Raw genomic sequence first — 21,573 nt, forward strand, 5'->3', positions numbered from 1 at the left:
CACGATCGGGTGTGGACGACATGGGCCGACGACTGCTGTTGTTCGATATGGATGGCGTGGTGATCGAAGGTCACGGTACCGATCCGGCGGTACACGATCACGCTCTCGAAGATGCCATCGCGGAAGCCGACCTCGCGGTCGACAGCGAGACCCGATCGTTACTGGCCGGCTACGAGTACGACACCGACTTCGTTCGCGGCTGCAAGCGCCTCGGAATCGACCCCGTCGAGTTCTACGGCCGCCGGGAACGACACAGCGCGAGCCGCGCGATCGAGCGACTCAAATCCGGCCACCGAACACCGTACCCGGACAGCGACGCCCTCGACGAGCTGGCCGACGACTGCAATCTCGGCCTCGTGAGCAACAACTACGACGCCGTCACCACGTTCGTTGTCGACCACTACGGACTCGACGCCTTCGATTACGTCTGTGGCCGTGAACCGGGCGTAAGTGGGTTCTACCGCCGAAAACCGGATCCGCACTACCTCCTGACCGGTCGTGACGCCCTCGGCGGCGTCGGGGGTATCTACGTCGGCGATCGGGCGACCGATGTACTCGCAGCGACGCGTGCAGGGCTGAACGCCGTCTTCGTCAGACGTGCGCACAACAGTGACGTATCGCTCCCGCACGAACCGGTGGCCGAAATCGAGTCGCTGACCGAACTGCCAACGCTTCTCCGCGGGTCGCTCGACGGTCTATGAACGACCCGACCGTGCTCGTCGTCGGCGGCGGTGCGACCGGCGCCGGCACCGCTCGAGACCTCGCCCTTCGAGGCGTCGACGTCACGCTGGTCGACCGCGCTGGACTCGGAAGCGGGACCTCAGGTCGATCGCACGGTCTGCTCCACAGCGGGGCTCGCTATGCTGAGTCGGACCCTGAAGGTGCGAGGGAGTGTCTCGAGGAGAACCGCATCCTCAGAGAGATCGCCGGCGCGTGCATCCGCGAGACGGGCGGCCTCTTCGTCCAGCTCGCCGCCGACGACCCCGAGTACTTCGACACCGAACGCGACCGGTGTGCGTCGACTGGAATCCCGACGAGGGTTCTCGATGGCGACGAAGCTGGAGCGATCGTTCCGGAGCTCTCCGACGACGTCGCCCGCGCGATGGAGGTGCCCGATGCCGTCGTGTATCCCTCGCGATTGGTCGCCGCCAACGCGGCCGACGCCCGCGATCACGGCGCGACGGTCGCCGTCGGTGCGCCGGTCGGAGGGATGATCGTAACAGACGGGCGGATCACGAGCGTCGAACTCGGCGGCGGCGAGCGGATCGAACCGGACTACGTCGTCAACGCGGCCGGCGCCTGGGCCGATCGGATCGCCACGATGGTCGGTCTCGATATCGAGATGCGACCGACGCGCGGGGTGATGATTTCGATCGAATACGACGACCTCGGGCCGGTGTTGAACCGATGCCGACCCCCGAACGACGGGGATATCATCGTGCCGCACGGGTCGGCCGTCGTCCTCGGAACAACCAGCGTTCCGGTCGCGGACCCTGATGACTACCCGGTCGGCGAGTGGGAGATCGAGCGAACCCGCAGGGAGTGCGGCGCTATGCTCCCGCCGATCGTCGACGCTCCGGCCGCCCGCACGTGGTGGGGCGTCCGTCCGCTGTACGCACCCGACGAAGACGGGCGCAACGGGCGTGGGATTTCCCGCGGATTCTTCAGACTGGACCACGCCGAGGACGGCGTCGAGAACTTCGCCAGCATCGTCGGCGGCAAGCTCACGACCTATCGGAAGATGGCGCAAGAGACCGCCGACCTCGCCTGTGAGCGTCTGGGCATCGATGCCGAGTGCACGACCGCCGAGCGCCGCTTGCCCGGTTCGGACGACCCCGCTCAACTCGACGCCTTCGTCACTGAGTTCGACGGACAGGGACCGACTGACGCCGACGTGGTCGGTTCCGAACGCTGAGGGCGAACCGAGCGGAGGCTCCCCACGATAGAGATACATCTCTCCGCCGACGGGTGTGTTACGGGGCGCTCATCGCAACGTGGGTGCGGCCCCGCCCTCAGTACTCCAGGTCGAACTGCTGGTTCTCGGCGACCGTGTTGAGCACGACGCTCGTGTTCGACTCCTTGATATCCGGGTCGATGAGGAGCTCTTTGATCTGTTCGTTCATGTGATCCGTGTCGGTGAACTTGCCGATCGCGATGATGTCGTGGTCGCCGGTGACTTCGTACACCGAGACCATGTGTGTGTGTCCCTGTAGTCGGTCCGTGATGTCGGGCAGCGCGCTCCCCTCGACTTTCAGCTGGATGATCGCGGTCACGTCGTATCCCAACTCGCCGTAGTCGACGATCGGGGCGTATCCGCGGATGATCCCCTCCTCTTCGAGATCGGAGATGTGGTTCGACACCGTCGTAACCGAGACGTCGAGATCCTCCCCGAGCGATCGGAGCGAGGCACGGCCGTCTTCGAGGAGTGCGTTTACCAATTTACGGTCGAGATTTTCGTACGTCATTATACCCCGATACTGGATGCAGGGATTAGAAGTTTACGAATATTCAGTTCCCTAGCGAAGTCGGGGAGATTTGCGCAGATCAGCAAGGTTTTAGTACGGGGACACGTCGAAACGAGCGACGAGAAATATGACGAACGAAAACGTAACCGCCGATGGCGGCCTCACCGCGGAAGCACAGGCCGTCCTCGACGAGATCGACGAGCAGAACGTCGGGTTCCTCCGACTGCAGTTTACGGATATTCTCGGAACGGTCAAGAACGTGGCCGTCCCGGCGGCCCAGGCTGAGAAGGCATTTACTGACGGTATCTACTTTGACGGCTCCTCGATCGAGGGGTTCGTTCGCATTCAGGAGTCCGACATGCGGCTCATTCCCGATGCGAGCACCTTCGCCGTCCTGCCGTGGAGAAAACGCGAGGACGGCGCATCGGCCCGAATGATCTGCGACGTCTACAACACCTCGACCGGCGAGCCATTCGAAGGTGACCCCCGCTACGTCCTCAAGCGCGCGATTTCGCGCGCCGAGGAGATGGGCTACGAGATCAACTTCGCACCGGAGCCGGAGTTCTTCCTCTTCGAGGAGGACGAAGACGGCCGCGCGACGACCGAAACCGCCGACCAGGGCGGTTACTTCGACCTCGCGCCGAAGGACCTCGCGTCCGACGTTCGCCGCGACATCATCTACGGGCTCGAGGACATGGGCTTCGAGATCGAGGCCTCCCACCACGAGGTCGCCCGCGGACAACACGAGATCAACTTCGAGTACGACGACGCCCTTACGACGGCGGACAACGTCGCCACGTTCCGGACGGTCGTCCGCGCGATCGCCGCCCAACACGACCTGCACGCGACGTTCATGCCAAAGCCGATTCCGAAGATCAACGGCTCCGGTATGCACACTCACCAATCGCTGTTCAAGGACGGCGAGAACGCCTTCCACGACGAGGACGACGAGTTCAACCTCTCGGAGACGGCGCACTCGTATCTCGCCGGCATTCTCGAGCACGCCCCGGCGATCACGGCGGTTTCGAACCCCACGGTCAACAGCTACAAGCGACTCGTCCCCGGCTACGAGGCACCCGTCTACGTGGCGTGGTCCGATCGCAACCGCTCGGCGCTCATCCGCAAGCCGGCCGCACGCGTTCCCGCGGCGAGTCGGATCGAGGCGCGTTTCCCCGACCCCTCGTGTAATCCGTATCTCGCCTTCGCGGCGCTGATCCATGCGGGTCTCGACGGCATCGAGCAGGGTCTCGAAGCGCCCGATCCGATCCGCGAGAACATCTACGAGTTCGACGAGACCAAACGCCAAGAGTACGGCATCAGCACGCTCCCGAGCAACCTCGGCGACGCCGTCGAGGCGCTCGAAAGCGATTCGGTCATCCTCAATGCCCTCGGCGATCATATCAGCGAGAAGTTCATCGAGGCCAAAACGCAGGAGTTCGAGGAGTACCTGGTCGACGTCTCCCAGTGGGAGATCGATCGGTATCTCGAGACGTTCTAAACGCGGTCAACCGTCCCATTTCTTTCGTGCGCTTTCGCCGTAGCGACGCGTTCGCTCGATCCCGACGCTGGTTGGACCACGGAACATCGAGGAGGAAGCCCGCGAGTTCAATCGTGGGGCACTGACGCGGTTCAACCGATACGGTAGCTCGGCGTCCGCTTCCTCAAGAAACGAGCGAAGCGCCCACCGAACGCTCGAACAGCCGAGTGGCCGCGAACGTCGCCACGTCCGCAACGTGGTAAATGGAGCCTCGAACGGGTTCGTAGATGAAGCACTCCGATACGAGTGTGACGTTTTCGCGTTCGATGACGTGACCCACATCCGCGAACGGACTGGTGCGTCGTGGGGGCACACGTGGGCGTTCCGAACGCTGTATTAACAGGTGGCGTACAGGGCCGAAGCGGTCGACATCTCGGTGAAGTAAGTCGGTTCGGCGTACACGTCGACGCGGCGTGCCGAGTGTGGATTCCCTGCAGACGGGCATCGCCCGACTCGCGACGATCTCCGGTGTCAAAAGCGCGACTCGGAAGCGAACGCAGAGTACGACGCGGCGAAGAACACCGGTATGCGATATGTCCGTCGAGGCCAACAGTCGTCCCGGCGGACGGGCAACAGTCAGCTCGCCCTGAAGGCTGGAACGATGACGTCCGCAGGTTCCGTGGAAACCCGATGGGCCGCACGAGAGCGTGGCCCCGGTGAACACCGAGTGGCGGATCACCGCCCGCCTGAATGGGTTCGAGCCCGAGCGTATCGACGACCAACGCGGTCGAATATCCCCCGCCCGCCGCATTGAAGTCGGCCCTCCGTCGGGCCGACAGGCCCCCGAGGTCGCCCCGGACATGACACTGCGCGTCGAGGACATCCGTGCGACGGCCGACGCCCGAGTCCGCTCGACGGCCTGACGAGCGGCGTCTTGTACGTCGGTACGGGCGCGGTCCGGCCGTCGTCGCCGTCGCGTTGCTCGTCTCCACCGCCGCGATGTGGTTGTGGACCGGGACGGCCGATCCGTCCGCAACGGGCGCGCCGACCGACTGATTCGGTATCGAACAGGGTCGTCGCCAACGGTGATATATATATATGGGGTCGAAACGCCACACATGGATCGTCTGCGAATCGGGGTCGCGCTTTACAACACCGGTCACTACCTGGCCGCCCACGAACCGCTGGAAGCGTTGTGGCTCGACGCGCCGGCGGGCGAGCGCGACGACTGCCTCCAGGGGGTGCTTCAGGCGAGCGTTGCGATATATAAGGCGCGAAACGGCAACGACGCAGGCGCTGTCGGACTCGCTGAGAGCGCGGTCGGGTACTTAAATAACTGCGGCGATCTCGCCGTCGACGACCTCGCGGCGTGGCTCGACCGGCTCGCCGTCGATCCGGATCTCGGTCGCTCCGAGCGCTCGCCCGAACTCCGGATCGACGGCGTGGCGATCGATGTCTACGACCTCGCACCCGACGAGGTGATCATCGCGGGCGAGGCGGTCGCCGAAACTGCGTCCGATAGCCTACTTAAAAATGCTGTGGCGTACGCCGAATCGGATTTCGAAGACGGCGAGGAGTCGACCCCGTTCGTGGGGCTGACACTGGAGTATCTAAACGACCCTCGGCCGGTCGTCCGACGGCGCCTGCGGGGGCACGTCGAACGGCGGCGGACACGCGAGTCGGACGTCGAAGGGCTTTTTTGATCGATCTCTTTGAATTAATTTTAATATCCTCGAATATGTTCTCCCGGATGAATATGACAAAGCCACTCAAGGCGAGCGGGTTTCTCGGACTCGCAGTCATGATGGCAGTTGGGGTACATCAGTTCGTACTGCTTTCGCGGGGCGGGACGGTGCCACCGTGGATGATCGGCGGGCACGCACACCTCGGCATCCTCTCGATCCGGGCGATCGTGATGGGCTTCGCCGTCCCGGCGCTCGACGTGACGGGGACGCTCCGAACCGCCGTCACCGTCCTCTTCATCGCGGGACAGTGAGGCATCCCCGGAATCGTCTGGCTGGGTGAGGGCTTCGGCCTGCTGTTTTTGCTGCCGACCGGCTTCCTGTGGGGCGGGGCGCTCATCGTTTCGATGCTCATCATGCTGTACGCGACGGTGACGCAGGATACGTCGTCGATCGGCGGCACACAGGGACCGTCGCCCGCCGACGACTGAACGGGTCACTCCGTTCGTTCGTCGCCGTTCCACTCCGCGGAATTGTCCCGTGGCTGGTAGCCAAGCACTTTTTTGGCGCGCTCCAAGGAGTAGTACTTGCGGTCGTTATCCGAGATGCCGTAGACGATCTCGTAATCGTACTTCGCTTGCAGCGCTCGGTCGTGGATGTGCGCACAGTCGCGGTAGGAGAGCCACATCGCCTGTCCGCGCTCGTAGTCGATGGGGGGGTGGCCGCGGGTGAGGTTGCCGATCCGGATGTTGCAGACGTCGATGCCGTACTCGTCGTGGTAGTAACGACCGATGACCTCGCCGGTCGCCTTCGAGACGCCGTAGTGGTTGCCGGGGCGGGGCAGTTCCGTTCCGTCGAGCCTGAACTCGTCGTCGGTTCGATAGAGGTCGGGCTTGCGCTCGGTTTCGAAGTGGCCGACGGCGTGGTTCGAGGAGGCGAAGACGAACTTCTCGACGTCGGCCTCGACGGCGGCGTCGTAGAGGACTTTCGTCCCGTGGATGTTGTTCTCGAGGACCGAGTTCCACGGCGCGTCACGGCGGGGATCGCCGGCCAGATGGATCACCGCACCGACGTCTTCACAGGCCTCGGCGACGAGTTCCTCGTCGGTCACGTCCCCGACGAGGTAGGGGTGATCCGGCTCGAACGGCGGCGGGTTGTGAAACAGGTAGCGCCAGTCGTACTCGCCGGCCAATCCATCGCGGATCGCCGTCCCGACGGATCCCTTGGCCCCGGTGAGCAGTACGGTCTCGTCCATTTGGCTACGAGGACGCGACAGTCGGGTAAGAAACGTGCGGTTCCGGCCCGACGACCCACTCGCGTACCTTTGACAGGGCCCTCCGTCGTCGATACGCGGGAAACCTTCTTTGCCGTCCTCCCCGACGAATCGCGTATGTTCAAGGGGTTTCGCGTCGGCTCCATCGCCGGGATTCCGATCAAACTCGACATTACGCTCCTTTTGATCCTCCCCGTGTTGGCGTATCTCATCGGTAACGGGATGGGCGAGGTCGTGAACGCGCTCAACGTCGGCCTCGACGCGGGCATCGACGCCGCCGCGTTGTCGCAAGGGATGGTTCCGTGGGGGCTCGGCTTGGCCTCGGCGATCGGTCTCTTCGTCTGCGTCCTCCTCCACGAACTGGGCCACGCCGCCGTTGCTCGACGCTACGGATACGAGATCGAGTCGATCACGCTGTGGCTGCTCGGAGGGCTCGCGAGGACCGTAGAGCAGCCCCGTCGGTGGAACCACGAGCTGTGGATCGCGTTGGCCGGTCCGATCGTCAGCGTCGCCGTCGGCGTGGGCTGTTTTCTCGCCTTCGACGCCGTCCCGTCCGATCCCGCACGCTTCGTGTTGGGCTACCTCGCGGCCTTGAACGTCGTCCTCGCCGGGTTCAACATGATCCCGGCGTTCCCGCTCGACGGCGGACGGGTGCTCAGGGCGTTGCTCGGCCGAACGCGAACCCGCGCGGCGGCGACAGAGCGCGCCGTCAGCATCGGAAAATTCTTTGCGATCGTACTGGGCCTGTTCGGCGTCCTCGTGTTCAACCCGTTTCTCGTGGCCGTCGCCTTCTTCGTCTACATCGCGGCGGCCGCGGAGGGTCGACAGACGGCGATCGAAGCGACGTTCGAGGGCGTCCGCGTGGGTGACGTGATGACGCCGGCCGCGCAGATCCGAACCGTCGAGCCGACGCACTCGCTCGCCGACGTGCTCGATCGGATGTTCCGCGAGCGCCACACGGGCTATCCGGTGTTGGACGACGGCCGGCTCGTCGGTATCGTGACGCTCGACGATATCCGTGACGTCGATCCTGACTCGCGGGCGATGGTGACCGTCGGCGAGACGATGAGTACCGATCTGGAGACGATCGCTTCCGATACCGAGGCGATGGATGCGATGCGCCGGATCGGGTCCGGCGACGTCGGCCGATTGCCGGTCGTCGACGACGCCGGTTCGCTCGTCGGTCTCGTGACTCGTTCGGATCTCGTGACGGCGATGAACGTCATCCGCGAACGGCGGTCGGTCGGCGACGTGGCGATGTCTTCGGAGTGACTATCTCCCTTCGAACTCCGGCTCCCGATCGGCGCTGAACGCGGCGATCCCTTCGACGAAATCGGCGCTGTCGAACAGACGCTCCTGTGCGCGCGCCTCCGCCTGGAGACTCTCCTCGAGCGATCGGTCGTGGCTCCGGTAGGTCAGCCGCTTCGTCTCGCCGATAGCGAGCGTCGGCCGACTCGCGAGGGTTTCGACCCGTTCGTCGACCGTCGACTCGAACGCCGAGACCGGGATGCATTCGGTCGCGATTCCCTCTTCGACCGCGGCGTCGGCGTCGACCCGCTCGCCGAACGCGAACAGCTCCATCGCCCGGCGCGTGCCGACCAGCCGCGGGAGGACGTACGTCGCGCCGGTGTCGGGTCCGAGTCCGACGTTCGTGAAACTCCACTGGAAGAACGCGTCCTCGGCGGCGTAGACGAAATCGCACGCGGTGGCGATCGACGCGCCGGCGCCCACCGCCGCTCCCCTGACTTTGGCGACGGTCGGCTTAGACATTCGGAGCAGCCGTCTGACGATGGCGTTCAGCCCGATTTCGAGCTCTCCCTCGACGCCCAGCGAACCCATATCGCCGGCCAGATCCAACCCCGAACAGAACGTGTCGCCCCCGCCCGTCACGACGACACAGCGGATCGAATCGTCGTGTGCGAGTTCGTTGACGCGTTCGGCCATCGTCTCGGCGCCCGGCGCGTCGATGGCGTTCTTTCGGCCCGGGTTCGAGACGGTCAGCGTCGCGATCGGCGGGTCGCGCGTACAGTCGATTTCCATGGTCGATTCCGCCCCGCCAGTGACTTGAGTGTACCCGTCGGATGCTGTCGACCTCGCCTGCCAGTCACCGCCAGTGTTTGAAGATGAGCCGCTTGATGTCGTCTTTCGTCCGTACGCCGGTCGTCGAGCCGTTCGGCAGATCGACCTCGTAGGGCTCCTCACCGTCGGATTCGCGCCAGCGGTCGTCGTGGGCGTCGAGGAGGCTCATCGCCTGCTGGAGGGTGTCCTCGGGTGATTCCGCCCCCGCCCCGTCACGCCCATCACCGGCGTCGCCTTCGCCGTCGTCGCCGCTGTCGGATCCATTCGCCGCCTCCGCCTCCGCCTCCGCCTCGCCGATGGTCGCCGCCGCGGCCGCGATATCGATGGCCTGTTCGGGACCGATCCCGTCGACCTCGGCGAGCGCTTCCGGATCGGCGTCTCGAACCGCCGCGACGGACTCGAATCCGGCCGAAACGAGCGCAGTCGCGGTCACCTCGCCGACGCCGTCGATCGCGGTCAAGCTCTCGATCGCCGCATCGGATGTGTCCGCGTTCGCCTCGTCGTTCGCGTCCGCGTCCGGCGACGTGTACGTGTCCAGTAGATACTCCAGCGCGTCCGCGGGCCGGACGGAGCCGTAGTCGCCGACGTAGACGGCTTCGAGTTCCACTGCGATCTCCTCGAGTCGCTCGAGTTGCGCGTCGGAGACGGAGAGGTCGGGCATACCCGAGATGGGTGCGCCCGCTGGCAATAAGCTATCGGGCGGTTCGGAAGGTAGTGTTCAGCCACGCGATGAACGGCGTCAGTGAGCCGGCGGTGTGGAAGCCACCGGCGGCCTCGCGCACGCGCAGCCGCACATTTCTCACCCCGTTCGATCGCGAGCACGCCCAAGAGGCATTGTGTCGTGACCTGCTCGAACGACTGTACGCTGAGGGCGTTGATACCGTGTATCCCGGATATCTGACCGACGTGTTGGACACCCACTGGTCGGTTGAGACGAACGCAACGACCCACAACTTCTGGGCGTTTAAGCAGTTTACCGAGCGACTGGCCTGTACCTCCGCAGAATACGGTAGCTCGGTCGAGGGTCGGTCGGAAGCGTGGACCAGCCAAGTGTGCCCGCAGTGCGGTTCGACAGACCGAACGACACGCCAGCAGGATACGCTCACCTGTCCGCGTGGGTTCGAGGGCCACGCCGACCTCACGGCGTCGGAAACATTCCTAAAGCGGCAAACGAGCAACGCAGTCAGGCCGATGGCACGGCCCGTGCGGTTCCAGTGGGACGACCACGCGTGCTCGGAGTCACCACGCTCTCACCGTCCCAACGAACAGCGCACAGACCCGAGTACCGTCCACCACAACGGGAATGGTGCCTCCGGGGACTCTCTGGCCGTCTGAGACTCCCGTCGGAGAGGAAACCGTGCCGTTCAGGACGCGGAGGATGTCATAGTTCCGTCCTCCTCATTCGAACACCGTCGTTCGTGGAGTGATGCGTCGATTTATCCGAAGGGCCACCCTGTCTGAAGTATGGACGAACGGAATTCAGCGCCAGCGAGGCGGTCGGATGCGTCTGTCGACGCCGCCGTCCCCACGGACGCCCCCGACGAAGGGCTCGTCAGCATCCGCCGCGGACTCGTCGGCTTGGGGTTCATCTGGCTGACCGCGGTGTCGGTCGTCGGCGCGGTCGGCGCTGCGGCCTACGGCGTAACGGCGTCGACCGTCTACCTCCTCGTCGCCGCCGTCGCCGTGGCCGTCGCGATCGCGGCCGGATCCGCCTCGCTCAAACAGTTCGGCTATCGGTAACGTCTTTTCGACGCTGAAACACGGGGCTTCCTCCTCGCACTCCGGCAACCGCCGAGCGCTTGCGTTCGCACGAGACGTTTACCGCACCCCTCACGTGGACCTTCACTCCTCGTCGGTGCGGATGCCGCGTCGATTGGTGATCCCTCGATCCGACTGCCGCGTGCGCGGGGTAGGCCGGCCGTCGCCCACCGCTCGACGACGCCGATCTCCGAGCTCCGCCGGTTCGCGAACTGGCGGGCGGCGCCGGCGCGTCGGGGACGCCGGGACGGGAGATGGACGGCCGATCTCGTTTTTTCATGTGGCGCGCCCCTCTTTCCGCGCGCGCTCGCGCGAAGGGTTCAACCGTCTCCGAGCCCTAAACTACGTATGAGTGATCGCGAGATCGGCAAAGAGGCTCGTTCCGTCGAGTACGACCGCGTCGACGTGTCCGTGCTCGTTATCGGCGCCGGTGCCGCCGGTGCGAGGGCCGCCATCGAACTTACCGAACGCGGCGTCGACGACGTGCTGGTGATCGGGAAGCGCAGCCACGGCGACGCCCACACCACGTGGGCCCGCGGCGGAATCAACGGCGCGCTCGGAACCCACGACCCGGAGGACTCGCCGGCGATTCACGCGGCCGACACGCTCAACGAGGGGCACTTCCTCAACCATCCTGCGAAAGTCGAAACGGTGACCGAACAGATGCCCGACCGGCTTCGGGAACTCGACGAGTGGGGGATGGAGTACTCTCGAACCGACGACGGGCGGATCGACCAGCGGTTCTTCGGGGCCCAGTCGTTCCGGCGGACCGCCTTTGCCGGTGACCACACCGGCGAGTCGATGTTGGATGCGCTTGTCAACCGCGCACGGGAGCTGTCGGTCCCCTACCGCGAGAACGTTATGATCACTAGGCTCGTGTCCGACGGCGATCGCGCGTACGGCGCGGTCGGATTCGACATGGACACCGGGGAATACGTGCTGTTCAACGCCGGGCAGATCGTGCTCGCTGCCGGGGGACACGCCGCCGTGTACAACCGGCACACCTCCCGAGACGACGAGAACAACGGTGACGGGGCCGCGCTGGCACACGACGCTGGAGCGTCGTTGATGGACATGGAGTTCGTTCAGTTTCACCCGACCGGGATGGCCGTGGATGAAGACGATTCGGAGTGGTCACCGTGGAGCGGTCGGCTCGTCACCGAAGCCGTCCGCGGCGAAGGGGGCCGCCTGTTCAACGCCGACGGCGAGCGGTTCATGGAGCGATACTCGCCGGACCAAATGGAGCTGGACGCCCGAGACGTGGTGGCCCGCGCTATCGCGCGGGAGGTCGCGGAGGGGCGAGGGACGGAGAACGGTGGCGTCTATCTCGACATTTCGCACCGCGACGCCACGTTTATCGGTGAACGGCTGCCGCGGATGTACGAGCGGTTCTCGGAGCTCGGGGTCGATATGGCCGCGGAACCGGTCGAGGTCGCTCCGACCGCTCACTACGGGATGGGCGGCGTCGCCGTCGACAGCGACGGGGAGACCGATATCGACGACCTGTTCGCGATCGGCGAGACGATGGCCGGCGTGCACGGGGCAAACCGGCTCGGCGGGAACTCGTTGGCCGAGACCGTCGCGTTCGGCGTCGTCGCGGGCGAGCGCATCGCCGAGCGGGCCGCCGGTCCCGGCGATATCCCGGACGAGCTCCTTGCGGATGTCGTCGAACCGCATTTCCGTGACCTGACCGAGACGGCCGGCCGGAGTGGTGAGCACGATGTGGAGACAGTGATCGCGGAGCTACGGCAGCTGATGTGGGATCACGCCGGGATCCTCCGTGACGAGTCGGCGCTCCGCGAAGGGCTCGCCGCCCTCGACGACCTGCGCGAGAAGGCGGAACGTGTCGACGTCGGTCCGGTGGCGAGCGAGTCGTTCGAGTTCGCCATCGACCTCGGGTTCATGCTCACGGTCGCGGAAGCGATCTTCCGCGGAGCGCTCGAACGGACGGAGTCGCGGGGTGCACACTACCGCACAGATCACCCCGAAACCGACCCCGACTGGCGGGTGAACGTCTATTTCGACGCCGCTGACATCGGCGGGATGATCCCTCGCACCGACTCGATTCCGGAGCCGAGCGAACGTGTTCAGGCGGCCCTCGACGAGGGACACGAACTGGACTACCACCAACTGGAGTGACTGCGCCGGAGGTCCTCGTCGTCGCGCGGTGTGGGTCGACGACGGACGTCGACCGGACGCGCCGACAGTTCGAGGACCCATCGATCGTCCCGGCTGGGACGAGCTGAGCGTCGTCGGACACGATCGGGTGTACGTCGACGGGAGCGCGCACCTCGCCGGATCGACGTCGCGGCTCGTCGACGCGGTCGAACGGCTCGCGGCGCTGCGTCATCCCGAGACGTTCGGGACGGTACCGTCCGATGTCCTCACGTCGTAATCGACCGGCTACGCCGCCTCTTACACGTTCGGTTCGTCGCTGACGCGGACTGTGAGCACCGGAATCTCCGCCCCTCGAACCACGCGTTCCGTGACGCTTCCGAGCAGGTATCGATCCAGCCCGCTCCGACCGTGGGTCCCCATCACGATGAGGTCCGCACCTTCGTCGTCGGCGTACTCCAGTATGGCGCGGTGTGGCGTTCCGTCCTCGATCGCCGTCTCGATCTCGACGCCTGCGTCGTCGGCGCGTTCGCGGATGTCTTCGATCGCGTCCTCGCCGATCTGTCGGAGGCGGGCCTCGACTTCGCCGTCCATCATCTCCGGGGCGTAAGGGATGTCCTCGACGACGAAGAGCACGTGGAGTTCGGCATCGGTCTCCGCCGCGAGCCCGATCGCCTGCTTGACCGCGCGGCTGTTTCCACGGCTTCCGTCCGTCGGGAGGAGGATTCGTTCGTACATATAGGCGCTATCGGCACGAATATATAAAGACGTGATCCCGTGTCGCATCGCGTGGGATCGATCGGTCGGACGGAACTCGGCTCACGCGTCTCCTTCCGATTGGTAGGGCTCCCCGACCGCCTCGCGCGGAAGCACGTTGTGCAACGCCGTTTCGATATCGGTGCTGGAGTCGAACGTCTCGCTGTCGATCTCCGAGATCAGGTCACCGAGGTTCTCTTCCCCGTCGGCCAACAGCAGCGTGACTTCCGAGAACTCGGCGGCGGCGTTCGCCTGTTCGATTGGGTACTCCAGTTCGTCGAGCGATTCCTCGATGCGGCTGAGTTTTACTTCTTCCACCATACCGCGGAAATACGCGCGCAGGTATCTTCAGCGTATCTCCGGTTCTCATTGCTTCGACGGCGTCACCCACGATTCGCCCTCACGCGAGCAGTTCGGCGTGTTTCTCCCGCAGTTTGGCCAGCTTCGGGTTGATGTTCACCGTACAGTAGGTGTCGTTCGGGTGTTTCTCGAAGTAGTCTTGGTGGTACTCCTCGGCCGGGTAGAACCTCTCCAATGGTGCGACCTCGGTGACGATCTCGTCGTCGTACAGCGGCTCCAGATCACCGATAACCGCCCCCACGGTTTCTCGTTGTTTCTCGTCGTGGTAGTAGACGGCCGATCGGTACTGGCTGCCGACGTCCGGTCCCTGTCTGTTCAATGTCGTCGGGTCGTGGATCGCAAAGAACACTTCGAGCAGGTCTCGGTAGCTGATTATCTGGGGATCGAACGTCACTTGAACGACCTCCGCGTGTCCGGTTTCGCCCCGACAGACCGCCTCGTAGCTCGGGTCGTCGACGTGACCGCCGGCGTAGCCGGAAGTGACGCGCTCGACGCCGCGTAGCTCTTTCAACGCCGCCTCGATGCACCAAAAACAGCCGCCGGCGAGGGTCGCGGTTTCGGATTCTGACATACCGCCTCTTGGGGCTCGAGGGTATTGAATCGTCTCCCCCGCAGTTTCCCGACTGGAGCCTACCGCCGGCCGAACAGCCGTTCACGAAGTGAGCGATCGGTCGGTCGTTCGGCCATGAGCACCGACGTGTCGAGATCGAACAGTTCCTCGATCCCCCGGTGTGAGAAGACGGTCCTCGTTTCGGTCTCGACGCCCGTCGTCGCCGCATCGGCCGTCGCTGCATCGAGCAATCGTTCGGATTCGGCTCTGAGCCGGTCGTCCTCGGTGGTCTGTGTCATCGCCTGTCGGCTTCACCGCCGCGCCCAACACGGGGCTTTCTCCTTGCACTTCGATAGAGAACGCTGCAGAGCCGTATCTCCGGCGAGGCCACCAATCGTCTGGTCGGAGGAGCGTCAGTCAATACGCTCCGAAGGCCGGTTCGAGGATGCCGAGGTAGCCAGATACACTGGCTCACCCCACCGGGGTCAGAGGCCGGGGACACTGACAAGCCCCGGGACTTGATCCCGGGGCGACTGACCGGCTGTACACTGTTCTGTTGCCGGCCAACGGGCCAAAATCAACTCCTCGTGACTAGTTCTGTGACCCCGTAAATAGGAGCTCATGGCGATTCCGTCGGCTTTGGACTCGTAAAGTTAGTTCATTGGGCGACGCTCTTTCCTTCCTGGAATTTGATGTCGAGCGGGTCTTCGATCTCACCCATCACCGCTTCGAGGGCGTCCGTCGCGGTGATCAGTCCCACGATGTTCTCTTCGTGCTCTTCGTACACGAGCGCGAGTTCTTGGTGTTCGTCCTGAAACCGGTCGACGGCATCGCTGATGAGCGTGTCTGCACGGAGCGTCATCGGCGAAGCCGCGATATCCTCGAACGTGACCTCGCCGCGCCGGAGCTCGTCGACTTGCTCGACAACTGCAGGGACGTAGACAACCCCTCGATACTCGGCTGGATCGTCACCAATCAAGGGAAATCGCGTGTGCGGGCTCGCTCCGATTCGATCGAAGTTTTCCCGCGCGGAGACGGCTGTCGAGAGAAAAATAATGTCCTCACGATCGGTCATGACTTCACTGACGGGCCGTTCGCCGACAGTGAAGGCGTTCAGGATCTCTTCTTGCCGTTCCTCGGAGAGGTTCCCTCGGTCGAGCAAACTCCCGAGGCGGTGGCGGAGGTCTGCCCGCGATTCGACCCGGTCGGTTTCGGTCTCCAGCCAGGCACCGGTCATCTCGACGCCAAACAGCCCGAGTGTCCATTTGGCGACGCTGTCTCCGAGCACGATAACCGGGTAGAGCAGTTTGGCAAACCAATAAAGCGGTGTCGCGCCGTATCGAGCGACGAACTTTGTCCGCTCGACCCCGAGATACGTGGGGGTCTGTTCGCCGTGGGTCAGGTGGAGCAGATTGATAATGACGAACGCGAGGATGCCACCCGCACCAATCGACGTGAACAGCGTATTCTCGAACACTGGATCGATCAACGATGCCAGGGCCGGTTCCGCGACGATGCCGACGGCGATACTCGTCGCAGAGATACCGACCTGACAGCTGGTGAGATAGATTTCGAGGTCCTGCGTCATCTCCCAGGCCCGCTCGAGTCCCGGGGTGTCGAACTCGGATTCTGGATACTGCCGCACGCGAGTGAGCGCGAACTCGATTGCGACGAAGAACCCGTTCGCGAGGATGAGTAAAACACCGCTGACCAGGCGGAGCGTTAGTTCGAGACCATTCATTTACTAGGGCTATCCCCCTTGGCATCAAGAATTCCACTATCTCGCTCGCCGGGACGAGCCGATTCACCGAGCGAGGGCTCGGTATCTCCTGTATCGGGGTCGGGTCCCCGGACCGTCAACACCGGAATCGGCGCATCCGAACGAGATATTCGGTGACACTAGCAAGGGCGTATCGATCAACCCCCGTTCAACCGTGGGTGTCGACGACGACGAGGTCGACATCCAGGAGTCGAGATCGGTCCGCTCAATGCATGGCAGTAGTTGATCGAGCGAATCAGTCGTGTGGAGGATGTTCTTTATCAAACAAAAGCGTAGTACAGACGGTGTGACCGGAAAATCAGTACTACGGCTCAGTTGCTGTCGTATGATGATTGCGTGGGTTGGGTAATAACAGCCCTTATCACCCATACAATACAATACAGTATTGTGACGTATACACAAAACAATTCGGCGAGTCGGATAGGATCACTCACTCAGCTCCAGTGGCTGGCAGTTGCGTTGGTCGTCATCACTGGTGTCCTCCACGTGTATGCTGGTATCGTCGAGGGGCGGATTCCTGTTGCACTCGCAGGCGTTGGTTACGCCGGTGCACTTGTGCTGTTCTTCTTCGACTATCGGCGTCGACTGCTCTACCTGATCGGGATTCCGTACACGGCCGTCCAGATCCCGCTCTGGCTCGTGGCCAAGTCGGAGTACGGGTTGATCGACTACGTCGACAAGGCGGCTCAAGTCGTCTTGATCCTCGTGTTGATCTACCTCTATTTGAACACGCCCTCCGGGTCGGCCGGAAACACGGCAACGGCAGCGGACTGAGCTAACAGATTCACGGAGCGTATACCACTTTTAATTATCTCGAATTACCATCGTTTTCACCCGGTTGACCCCGTCGAAGTCACGAAGGCGGTAGGTCAGTTCCCGAACGCGCTCGCCGGTTCCCTGGCAGAACAGGGACTCGAGACACCACTCACCCTGGTGTGTGTGACTCGTGTTGAGAATCACGTCCTGATAGTCGTGCTGGACACCGTGGAGTTCCCCAATCACCGCGTGATGGCGGTAGTCAAAGGCGACCAGCGCGATAACGTCCTCGTTGAGGTTTTCGAGTCGAGAATGCGACTCGATATACTCCTGCATCGCTTCACGAACTGCCCGTGATCGGTTGTCCATTCCCTCGTCCCGCCAGACTTGGTCGAACTCCTCGACGACCGAATCCGGGATATTGAAACTCGTCCGCATACAGTTCCGTTCAGTCTCCGCGCACAAGAGTCCCGAGTATGACGGTCCGCTTAATTATTATCCCAACGCTCGGAAATCCTCGCCCGTTAGGGCGGGGAGGATATCAAGCATCGACAACGGGTATTCGGCGCTCTTGTCGAGTCCAGGGGACGATGATGGTATCAAGAGACGCTTTCGGTCTGTTGCTCGGTGCGGTCGCCCTTGGGGCTGTCCGTGAGGTGAAGCCGGGCCATGGGTGGCCTGTCGCCGCCTCGTATGCCCTGGACCAAACGAACAACTAGCTCTACGGCTTTGCGGCGAGTTTTATGATCGGTGTCGGGTATCTTGTCACGGGTCTCGCAGTGGTTGGCGTGTTCTCCCATACGAAATCATATTTCAGTCTCACCCAAATCAACGAGCCACTCGCGATCCTCGGTGGTCCCCAGATCGGCGGGCCGGTCAGTCTGGTTGCGGGTGTCCCGCTGATCGGCCTCGGTGTTCGAGAACACCGCTACGATCACCCGCATGGCGGCCACGATACCGAGAACTCCTGCCAGTACGAGAGTCCCAACCACGAGTCGACGAACTTGCGTACGACCTCCTCCTGGGACTTCCTCGTCCACCAGAGTCGCGGACTCCGCTCGCGGGTCGTCCGCGGCTCGCTCGTCTTGGACGTCCTCTACGACGTCGATTGCTCGGTGCTGTTGGCTGAGACGAAACACGAACGGGGGCTTCGAGAGCGGCTCTCCGGCGCTCGGACGAACGCAAAAAAGGTCGTGTCGGGGCGACGACTGGTACGGATCGTTGTACCGATGTACCGGCTCTCCTCGGTATGGATCGGCGACGGTCAGTGGGCGACCACAACGATCCGTATGACGGCCGCTGAGATGGGGATCGTCTCGACGGGCGGTTAGGAGGTGGTGAATCCGGCCCCGCCGTCGTACTCCTCGAGAACCCATTCGAGCTCTTCGATCGCTCGGAGGATCGCTATCTCGGCCGTATCCTCCAGTTCCGAGGATGGCGGGTCGTAGTCGTCGTATCGTGATTCCAGTTTCTCGATCCGTTCGCGGATCTCCGCTTCGGTGCGCATACTCGAACGGAGCGTCGCAGCCCCCTTTGTGTTTGCGGCACGCTGCGCTTCGTCTCCGGCACAACGACAAAGCCCTTCGAGCGCCAAGAAGGGGTATGGATGGCGATATCCCCACGACCGACGCGGAGTGGCGCGAACGGCTCACCGACGAGGAGTATCGGATCCTCCGCGAACGGGGGACCGAACCGAAGTTCTCCGGAGAGTACCTCGGCAAACACGACGACGGCACCTACCGGTGTGCCGCCTGCGGGGCCGAACTCTTCGACTCGGAGACGAAGTTCGACTCGAACTCGGGGTGGCCGTCGTTTTATGACGCCGAGGAGGGCGCGGTCGAACTCCGCGAGGATCGGAGCCACGGTATGGTGCGAACCGAGGTCGTCTGTGCGCGCTGTGGTGGCCACCTCGGGCACGTTTTCGACGACGGACCCGACCCGACCGGCAAGCGCTACTGCATGAACTCGGTCGCCCTCGATTTCGACGACGAGGCCTGATTCTCGACCGGACTCCCCCGAAGTTTATATACGACGACGGGACCAGACCGCCTGTGAGCTAACTGACGGACGGCGATCCTCCGAGGCGGGAGCGCGGTGAACGGATCGTCAAAGCGACTGCACCGCCTGTACGCACGCATCCGGGTCGAGGACTGCCGCGTCGCAGACACCCCGGCGGATTTATACGTGGGAATCCAACAGGCCCCCATGTCCGACCTCTCGCTCGACGCGGAGCAACTCGATCGGTACTCCCGACACATCATCATGGACGAGATCGGCCCTGCGGGACAAAAACGGCTCCTCGACGCGTCGATCCTCTGTATCGGCGCGGGGGGCCTCGGCTCACCGATCCTGCAGTACCTCGCGGCCGCCGGAGTCGGAACGATCGGCATCGCCGACGACGACGTCGTCGAACGATCGAACCTCCAGCGGCAGGTCATCCACGGCGACCCTGACGTCGGGCGTCCAAAGGTCGACTCGGCGCGCGAGTTCATCGAACGGCAGAACCCCGACGTGACCGTCCACACCCACGAGACGCGCGTCACCGAGGACAATATCGAGGGGCTGCTCGACGAGTACGATATCGTCGTCGACGGCTCCGACAACTTCGCCACCCGGTATCTCGTCAACGACGCCTGCACGCTCGCGGGTGTGCCGTTCGCCCACGGCGCGATCCTCCGTTTCGAGGGGCAGGTGACGACGTTCGAAGCGAACGAGGGCGGCCCCTGCTATCGATGTCTCTTCCCCGAGGCTCCGGAACCTGGCACCGTTCCCGACTGTGCGACAGCGGGCGTATTGGGCGTCCTCCCCGGCACCGTCGGCTGTATCCAAGCGACCGAGGGGATCAAACTCGCCCTCGGGTACGGCGAAACGCTCGACGGTCGGATGGTGTTCTACGACGCCGCAGACATGACCTTCGAGGAGATCCGGATCGAACCCCGTCCCGACTGTCCGATCTGCGGCGAGGACGGGATCGAATCGATCCACGACGTCGCGTACGAGGAGACCTGCGCGATCTAGTTTTGATCGCCCACCGACGAACCTGTCGGCCCGATCGGCGGCTCGCGCTGATCCCGCGTCATCGCCCGGTAGTGGCGAACGATCCGATCGACGAGTTCGGCGTCGACGCCGAACTCCTCTCGGATCCGATCGCGAGTCCAGCCGGCGTCGACGAATCCGTAGAGGACAGCATCGATCGTTTCGAGCGGGGCATCGATCCCGTAGTTCCCGGACTGTCCGGGAAACTGTCCAACCATCGGTTGCGCCTCCGTGACGAACGACGGGAGGTCGAGGTCGTCGCCGAGCGCTTCGGCTTCGCTTCCGTAGAGTCCGCCCAACGGAAACAGATCGGCAGCTCCATCGCCGTGTTTCGTGACCGACCCGAGGAGGAACGCAGTCCGAGTCGCTGACCCGACGACGAGGCGGTCCGTCGCGTTCGCCGCGAGATACGTCATCGCCATCCGAAGCCGGGCGACGAGGTCGGCTCGGACGATCGGGTCGCCGTGGAGGTCCGTATGCGCCGGAACGATATCGCTGACGCACATCAAGAGGGGCTGGAGGTGTATGGTATCCGCTTCGATATCCAGCGCCGTGGCGATCGCCTCGGCGTCCTGAGCGCTCCTCGAGCCGAGTTTACTGCTCGGGAGGACGATCCCGTAGACGCGCTCTGATCCGAGCGCGTCCACCGCCATCGTCGCGATAGCACTCGATTCGAGCCCGCCGTCGAGTCGGACGACGACGCCCTCGGCTCCGGCGTCCTCGACGGTCGTCTTGATGAACGACGTACACTCGGCCCGTAGCTCGGAACCGTCGCGCCGGAACGCCGCCGTTCCGTTCGGAACCACATCTCTCATGAGCGTCGATCGCCCCAGCGGCGATCGGACGTTCTTGCTTCGAGCATTTCAATTACGAATACAGTATTAGCGCCGTATAAATGTTATCTGTGGTCATGTTATTATTCATTTTATATTCATATGGTCGTTGTTTGTTGAAAATAATGAAATATTCACACAGGCGCGATTGGCTCGAGACGGGTGGATCGTCGAACAGTTCGATCGCTCGACTCGACCGGTCAGGCCGTGCGAAGCGGGATCACGAGCGTTTGGCGGTCCGTTTCCGTGATCACGTCTTGGGAGACGCTGCCGAGCATTCGACGCTCGTGGCCGTCCGCACCGCGGGTACCCATCACGATGAGGTCGGCCCCGATCTCGTCGGCGTACGCGAGGATCTCCTCCCCGGGGCGGCCGCGGCGGACGACCGCTTCGTGTTCGAGTCCGGCGGCTGTCGCGGCGTCCGTGGCCGCTCGGACCGCGGATTCGGCGTTCGCGGTGAGTTCGTCCTCGACCGCGTCGGTCAGCCCCTCGTCGAGCGTGAGAAACACGCCCCGGTCGATGACCGAGAGTGCGTGGACGGTCGCCCCGCGCTGTGCTGCGATATCGACGGCCGCGTCTATAACGGAGTCCATCTGTTCGCCGCCGTCCGTCGGAACGAGAATGTCGTCGTACATCGGTTTCGTCTGGCCGTT

Annotated in this window: 27 protein-coding genes and 3 pseudogenes; 17 read left to right on the forward strand and 13 right to left on the reverse strand. The window is 63.6% G+C overall.

What is annotated here, in order from left to right; genetic code table 11:
• The first annotated feature begins 20 nt into the window (after positions 1–20).
• The gene (locus R6U53_RS09730) at positions 21–701 is read left to right on the forward strand and encodes an HAD family hydrolase (RefSeq protein WP_410322201.1); all 681 of its coding nucleotides are present in this window, start codon (positions 21–23) and stop codon (positions 699–701) included.
• Positions 698–1,915, forward strand: coding sequence for an FAD-dependent oxidoreductase (locus R6U53_RS09735; protein WP_410322171.1), 1,218 nt, complete (start codon positions 698–700; stop codon positions 1,913–1,915). Before R6U53_RS09730 ends, R6U53_RS09735 begins: the two co-directional genes overlap by 4 nt.
• Before the next feature lie 97 nt (positions 1,916–2,012).
• Here R6U53_RS09735 and lrp read toward each other — a convergent pair whose 3' ends face one another.
• Positions 2,013–2,465, reverse strand: coding sequence for an HTH-type transcriptional regulator Lrp (gene lrp, locus R6U53_RS09740; protein ID WP_410322172.1), 453 nt, complete (start codon positions 2,463–2,465; stop codon positions 2,013–2,015).
• A gap of 127 nt (positions 2,466–2,592) precedes the next feature.
• On the opposite strand from lrp, the gene glnA reads away from it, so the two are divergent.
• The 6 genes and pseudogenes from glnA to R6U53_RS09770 all read left to right on the forward strand — a co-directional run bounded on the left by glnA (position 2,593) and on the right by R6U53_RS09770 (position 6,115).
• On the forward strand, positions 2,593–3,963 hold the full coding sequence (gene glnA, locus R6U53_RS09745; RefSeq protein WP_410322173.1) for a type I glutamate--ammonia ligase: 1,371 nt from the start codon (positions 2,593–2,595) through the stop codon (positions 3,961–3,963).
• 172 nt (positions 3,964–4,135) lie between these two features.
• A pseudogene (locus R6U53_RS09750) lies at positions 4,136–4,756 on the forward strand (zinc ribbon domain-containing protein); the annotation flags it as partial.
• On the forward strand, positions 4,659–4,865 hold the full coding sequence (locus tag R6U53_RS09755) for a hypothetical protein (protein ID WP_410322174.1): 207 nt from the start codon (positions 4,659–4,661) through the stop codon (positions 4,863–4,865). The pseudogene R6U53_RS09750 and the gene R6U53_RS09755, both read left to right, overlap by 98 nt.
• Before the next feature lie 195 nt (positions 4,866–5,060).
• Positions 5,061–5,645 carry a DUF309 domain-containing protein gene (locus tag R6U53_RS09760; protein ID WP_410322175.1) on the forward strand — a complete coding sequence of 195 codons (585 nt, stop codon included), beginning with the start codon at positions 5,061–5,063 and terminating at the stop codon, positions 5,643–5,645.
• A 53-nt stretch (positions 5,646–5,698) separates the two neighbouring features.
• Positions 5,699–5,938 (forward strand): hypothetical protein, encoded by a 240-nt coding sequence (locus tag R6U53_RS09765; protein ID WP_410322176.1) that lies wholly within the window; start codon positions 5,699–5,701, stop codon positions 5,936–5,938.
• A 48-nt stretch (positions 5,939–5,986) separates the two neighbouring features.
• Positions 5,987–6,115: a hypothetical protein gene (locus R6U53_RS09770; RefSeq protein ID WP_410322177.1), complete on the forward strand. Its 129-nt coding sequence runs from the start codon at positions 5,987–5,989 to the stop codon at positions 6,113–6,115.
• A gap of 5 nt (positions 6,116–6,120) precedes the next feature.
• On the opposite strand, the gene azf is transcribed toward R6U53_RS09770, so the two are convergent.
• Positions 6,121–6,879, reverse strand: coding sequence for an NAD-dependent glucose-6-phosphate dehydrogenase Azf (gene azf, locus R6U53_RS09775; protein ID WP_410322178.1), 759 nt, complete (start codon positions 6,877–6,879; stop codon positions 6,121–6,123).
• 135 nt (positions 6,880–7,014) lie between these two features.
• Here azf and R6U53_RS09780 point away from each other — a divergent pair, with 135 nt between their 5' ends.
• Entirely contained in the window at positions 7,015–8,169 is a 1,155-nt protein-coding gene (locus R6U53_RS09780) for a M50 family metallopeptidase (protein WP_410322179.1), read from the forward strand.
• Here R6U53_RS09780 and R6U53_RS09785 read toward each other — a convergent pair whose 3' ends face one another.
• Entirely contained in the window at positions 8,170–8,937 is a 768-nt protein-coding gene (locus tag R6U53_RS09785; RefSeq protein WP_410322180.1) for an enoyl-CoA hydratase/isomerase family protein, read from the reverse strand.
• A 64-nt stretch (positions 8,938–9,001) separates the two neighbouring features.
• Positions 9,002–9,637 (reverse strand): helix-hairpin-helix domain-containing protein, encoded by a 636-nt coding sequence (locus R6U53_RS09790; protein ID WP_410322181.1) that lies wholly within the window; start codon positions 9,635–9,637, stop codon positions 9,002–9,004.
• 152 nt (positions 9,638–9,789) lie between these two features.
• Between R6U53_RS09790 and R6U53_RS09795 the strand changes: the two are divergent.
• From R6U53_RS09795 to R6U53_RS09810, 4 genes and pseudogenes are all read left to right on the forward strand, one after another.
• A pseudogene (locus tag R6U53_RS09795) lies at positions 9,790–10,311 on the forward strand (zinc ribbon domain-containing protein); the annotation flags it as partial.
• A gap of 129 nt (positions 10,312–10,440) precedes the next feature.
• Positions 10,441–10,716 (forward strand): hypothetical protein, encoded by a 276-nt coding sequence (locus tag R6U53_RS09800; protein WP_410322182.1) that lies wholly within the window; start codon positions 10,441–10,443, stop codon positions 10,714–10,716.
• Between the two features lie 366 nt (positions 10,717–11,082).
• On the forward strand, positions 11,083–12,873 hold the full coding sequence (locus tag R6U53_RS09805) for an L-aspartate oxidase (RefSeq protein ID WP_410322183.1): 1,791 nt from the start codon (positions 11,083–11,085) through the stop codon (positions 12,871–12,873).
• Positions 12,874–12,901: 28 nt separating this feature from the next.
• The gene (locus R6U53_RS09810; protein ID WP_410322184.1) at positions 12,902–13,129 is read left to right on the forward strand and encodes a hypothetical protein; all 228 of its coding nucleotides are present in this window, start codon (positions 12,902–12,904) and stop codon (positions 13,127–13,129) included.
• A 20-nt stretch (positions 13,130–13,149) separates the two neighbouring features.
• Here R6U53_RS09810 and R6U53_RS09815 read toward each other — a convergent pair whose 3' ends face one another.
• The 5 genes from R6U53_RS09815 to R6U53_RS09835 all read right to left on the reverse strand — a co-directional run bounded on the left by R6U53_RS09815 (position 13,150) and on the right by R6U53_RS09835 (position 16,256).
• Positions 13,150–13,587, reverse strand: a complete 438-nt coding sequence (locus R6U53_RS09815) for a universal stress protein (protein ID WP_410322185.1) — start codon at positions 13,585–13,587, stop codon at positions 13,150–13,152.
• 81 nt (positions 13,588–13,668) lie between these two features.
• Positions 13,669–13,926 carry a hypothetical protein gene (locus R6U53_RS09820; RefSeq protein ID WP_410322186.1) on the reverse strand — a complete coding sequence of 86 codons (258 nt, stop codon included), beginning with the start codon at positions 13,924–13,926 and terminating at the stop codon, positions 13,669–13,671.
• A 79-nt stretch (positions 13,927–14,005) separates the two neighbouring features.
• On the reverse strand, positions 14,006–14,536 hold the full coding sequence (gene msrA, locus R6U53_RS09825) for a peptide-methionine (S)-S-oxide reductase MsrA (RefSeq protein WP_410322187.1): 531 nt from the start codon (positions 14,534–14,536) through the stop codon (positions 14,006–14,008).
• 59 nt (positions 14,537–14,595) lie between these two features.
• Entirely contained in the window at positions 14,596–14,814 is a 219-nt protein-coding gene (locus tag R6U53_RS09830) for a hypothetical protein (RefSeq protein WP_410322188.1), read from the reverse strand.
• Positions 14,815–15,173: 359 nt separating this feature from the next.
• Positions 15,174–16,256, reverse strand: coding sequence for a CNNM domain-containing protein (locus tag R6U53_RS09835; protein WP_410322189.1), 1,083 nt, complete (start codon positions 16,254–16,256; stop codon positions 15,174–15,176).
• 426 nt (positions 16,257–16,682) lie between these two features.
• On the opposite strand from R6U53_RS09835, the gene R6U53_RS09840 reads away from it, so the two are divergent.
• Positions 16,683–17,069, forward strand: coding sequence for a hypothetical protein (locus R6U53_RS09840; RefSeq protein ID WP_410322190.1), 387 nt, complete (start codon positions 16,683–16,685; stop codon positions 17,067–17,069).
• Positions 17,070–17,099: 30 nt separating this feature from the next.
• Here the strand turns inward: R6U53_RS09840 and R6U53_RS09845 are convergent, their stop codons facing one another.
• Complete coding sequence (locus R6U53_RS09845) at positions 17,100–17,489, reverse strand: CopG family ribbon-helix-helix protein (protein WP_410322191.1); 390 nt, start codon at positions 17,487–17,489, stop codon at positions 17,100–17,102.
• Positions 17,490–17,644: 155 nt separating this feature from the next.
• Between R6U53_RS09845 and R6U53_RS09850 the strand changes: the two are divergent.
• A pseudogene (locus tag R6U53_RS09850) lies at positions 17,645–18,031 on the forward strand (hypothetical protein); the annotation flags it as partial.
• A 347-nt stretch (positions 18,032–18,378) separates the two neighbouring features.
• Here R6U53_RS09850 and R6U53_RS09855 read toward each other — a convergent pair.
• On the reverse strand, positions 18,379–18,558 hold the full coding sequence (locus R6U53_RS09855; protein WP_410322192.1) for a hypothetical protein: 180 nt from the start codon (positions 18,556–18,558) through the stop codon (positions 18,379–18,381).
• A 95-nt stretch (positions 18,559–18,653) separates the two neighbouring features.
• Between R6U53_RS09855 and msrB the strand changes: the two genes are divergently transcribed.
• Both msrB and ubaA read left to right on the forward strand, forming a co-directional pair.
• Positions 18,654–19,049, forward strand: a complete 396-nt coding sequence (gene msrB, locus R6U53_RS09860; RefSeq protein WP_410322193.1) for a peptide-methionine (R)-S-oxide reductase MsrB — start codon at positions 18,654–18,656, stop codon at positions 19,047–19,049.
• 207 nt (positions 19,050–19,256) lie between these two features.
• Positions 19,257–20,069, forward strand: coding sequence for an SAMP-activating enzyme E1 (gene ubaA, locus R6U53_RS09865; protein ID WP_410322202.1), 813 nt, complete (start codon positions 19,257–19,259; stop codon positions 20,067–20,069).
• Here ubaA and nadE read toward each other — a convergent pair.
• Together nadE and R6U53_RS09875 are read right to left on the reverse strand one after the other, a co-directional pair.
• Positions 20,066–20,902: an NAD(+) synthase gene (nadE, locus tag R6U53_RS09870; protein WP_410322194.1), complete on the reverse strand. Its 837-nt coding sequence runs from the start codon at positions 20,900–20,902 to the stop codon at positions 20,066–20,068. The genes ubaA and nadE overlap by 4 nt on opposite strands.
• 218 nt (positions 20,903–21,120) lie before the next feature.
• Positions 21,121–21,555 carry a universal stress protein gene (locus tag R6U53_RS09875; protein ID WP_410322195.1) on the reverse strand — a complete coding sequence of 145 codons (435 nt, stop codon included), beginning with the start codon at positions 21,553–21,555 and terminating at the stop codon, positions 21,121–21,123.
• Positions 21,556–21,573 lie beyond the last annotated feature (18 nt).

The sequence above is a fragment of the Natronomonas sp. genome (assembly GCF_046483325.1).
Taxonomy (GTDB): domain Archaea; phylum Halobacteriota; class Halobacteria; order Halobacteriales; family Haloarculaceae; genus Natronomonas.

Coding starts and splice junctions, on each gene's coding strand:
- R6U53_RS09835 (WP_410322189.1), bottom strand. CDS start 16,256: ATGAATGGTCTCGAACTAACGCTCCGCCTGGTCAGCGGTGTTTTACTC.
- R6U53_RS09805 (WP_410322183.1), top strand. CDS start 11,083: ATGAGTGATCGCGAGATCGGCAAAGAGGCTCGTTCCGTCGAGTACGAC.
- R6U53_RS09780 (WP_410322179.1), top strand. CDS start 7,015: ATGTTCAAGGGGTTTCGCGTCGGCTCCATCGCCGGGATTCCGATCAAA.
- R6U53_RS09730 (WP_410322201.1), top strand. CDS start 21: ATGGGCCGACGACTGCTGTTGTTCGATATGGATGGCGTGGTGATCGAA.
- R6U53_RS09800 (WP_410322182.1), top strand. CDS start 10,441: ATGGACGAACGGAATTCAGCGCCAGCGAGGCGGTCGGATGCGTCTGTC.
- R6U53_RS09760 (WP_410322175.1), top strand. CDS start 5,061: ATGGATCGTCTGCGAATCGGGGTCGCGCTTTACAACACCGGTCACTAC.
- R6U53_RS09815 (WP_410322185.1), bottom strand. CDS start 13,587: ATGTACGAACGAATCCTCCTCCCGACGGACGGAAGCCGTGGAAACAGC.
- R6U53_RS09845 (WP_410322191.1), bottom strand. CDS start 17,489: ATGCGGACGAGTTTCAATATCCCGGATTCGGTCGTCGAGGAGTTCGAC.
- R6U53_RS09785 (WP_410322180.1), bottom strand. CDS start 8,937: ATGGAAATCGACTGTACGCGCGACCCGCCGATCGCGACGCTGACCGTC.
- R6U53_RS09765 (WP_410322176.1), top strand. CDS start 5,699: ATGACAAAGCCACTCAAGGCGAGCGGGTTTCTCGGACTCGCAGTCATG.
- R6U53_RS09790 (WP_410322181.1), bottom strand. CDS start 9,637: ATGCCCGACCTCTCCGTCTCCGACGCGCAACTCGAGCGACTCGAGGAG.
- ubaA (WP_410322202.1), top strand. CDS start 19,257: ATGTCCGACCTCTCGCTCGACGCGGAGCAACTCGATCGGTACTCCCGA.
- azf (WP_410322178.1), bottom strand. CDS start 6,879: ATGGACGAGACCGTACTGCTCACCGGGGCCAAGGGATCCGTCGGGACG.
- msrB (WP_410322193.1), top strand. CDS start 18,654: ATGGATGGCGATATCCCCACGACCGACGCGGAGTGGCGCGAACGGCTC.
- R6U53_RS09875 (WP_410322195.1), bottom strand. CDS start 21,555: ATGTACGACGACATTCTCGTTCCGACGGACGGCGGCGAACAGATGGAC.
- R6U53_RS09820 (WP_410322186.1), bottom strand. CDS start 13,926: ATGGTGGAAGAAGTAAAACTCAGCCGCATCGAGGAATCGCTCGACGAA.
- lrp (WP_410322172.1), bottom strand. CDS start 2,465: ATGACGTACGAAAATCTCGACCGTAAATTGGTAAACGCACTCCTCGAA.
- R6U53_RS09855 (WP_410322192.1), bottom strand. CDS start 18,558: ATGCGCACCGAAGCGGAGATCCGCGAACGGATCGAGAAACTGGAATCA.
- nadE (WP_410322194.1), bottom strand. CDS start 20,902: ATGAGAGATGTGGTTCCGAACGGAACGGCGGCGTTCCGGCGCGACGGT.
- R6U53_RS09735 (WP_410322171.1), top strand. CDS start 698: ATGAACGACCCGACCGTGCTCGTCGTCGGCGGCGGTGCGACCGGCGCC.
- R6U53_RS09830 (WP_410322188.1), bottom strand. CDS start 14,814: ATGACACAGACCACCGAGGACGACCGGCTCAGAGCCGAATCCGAACGA.
- glnA (WP_410322173.1), top strand. CDS start 2,593: ATGACGAACGAAAACGTAACCGCCGATGGCGGCCTCACCGCGGAAGCA.
- msrA (WP_410322187.1), bottom strand. CDS start 14,536: ATGTCAGAATCCGAAACCGCGACCCTCGCCGGCGGCTGTTTTTGGTGC.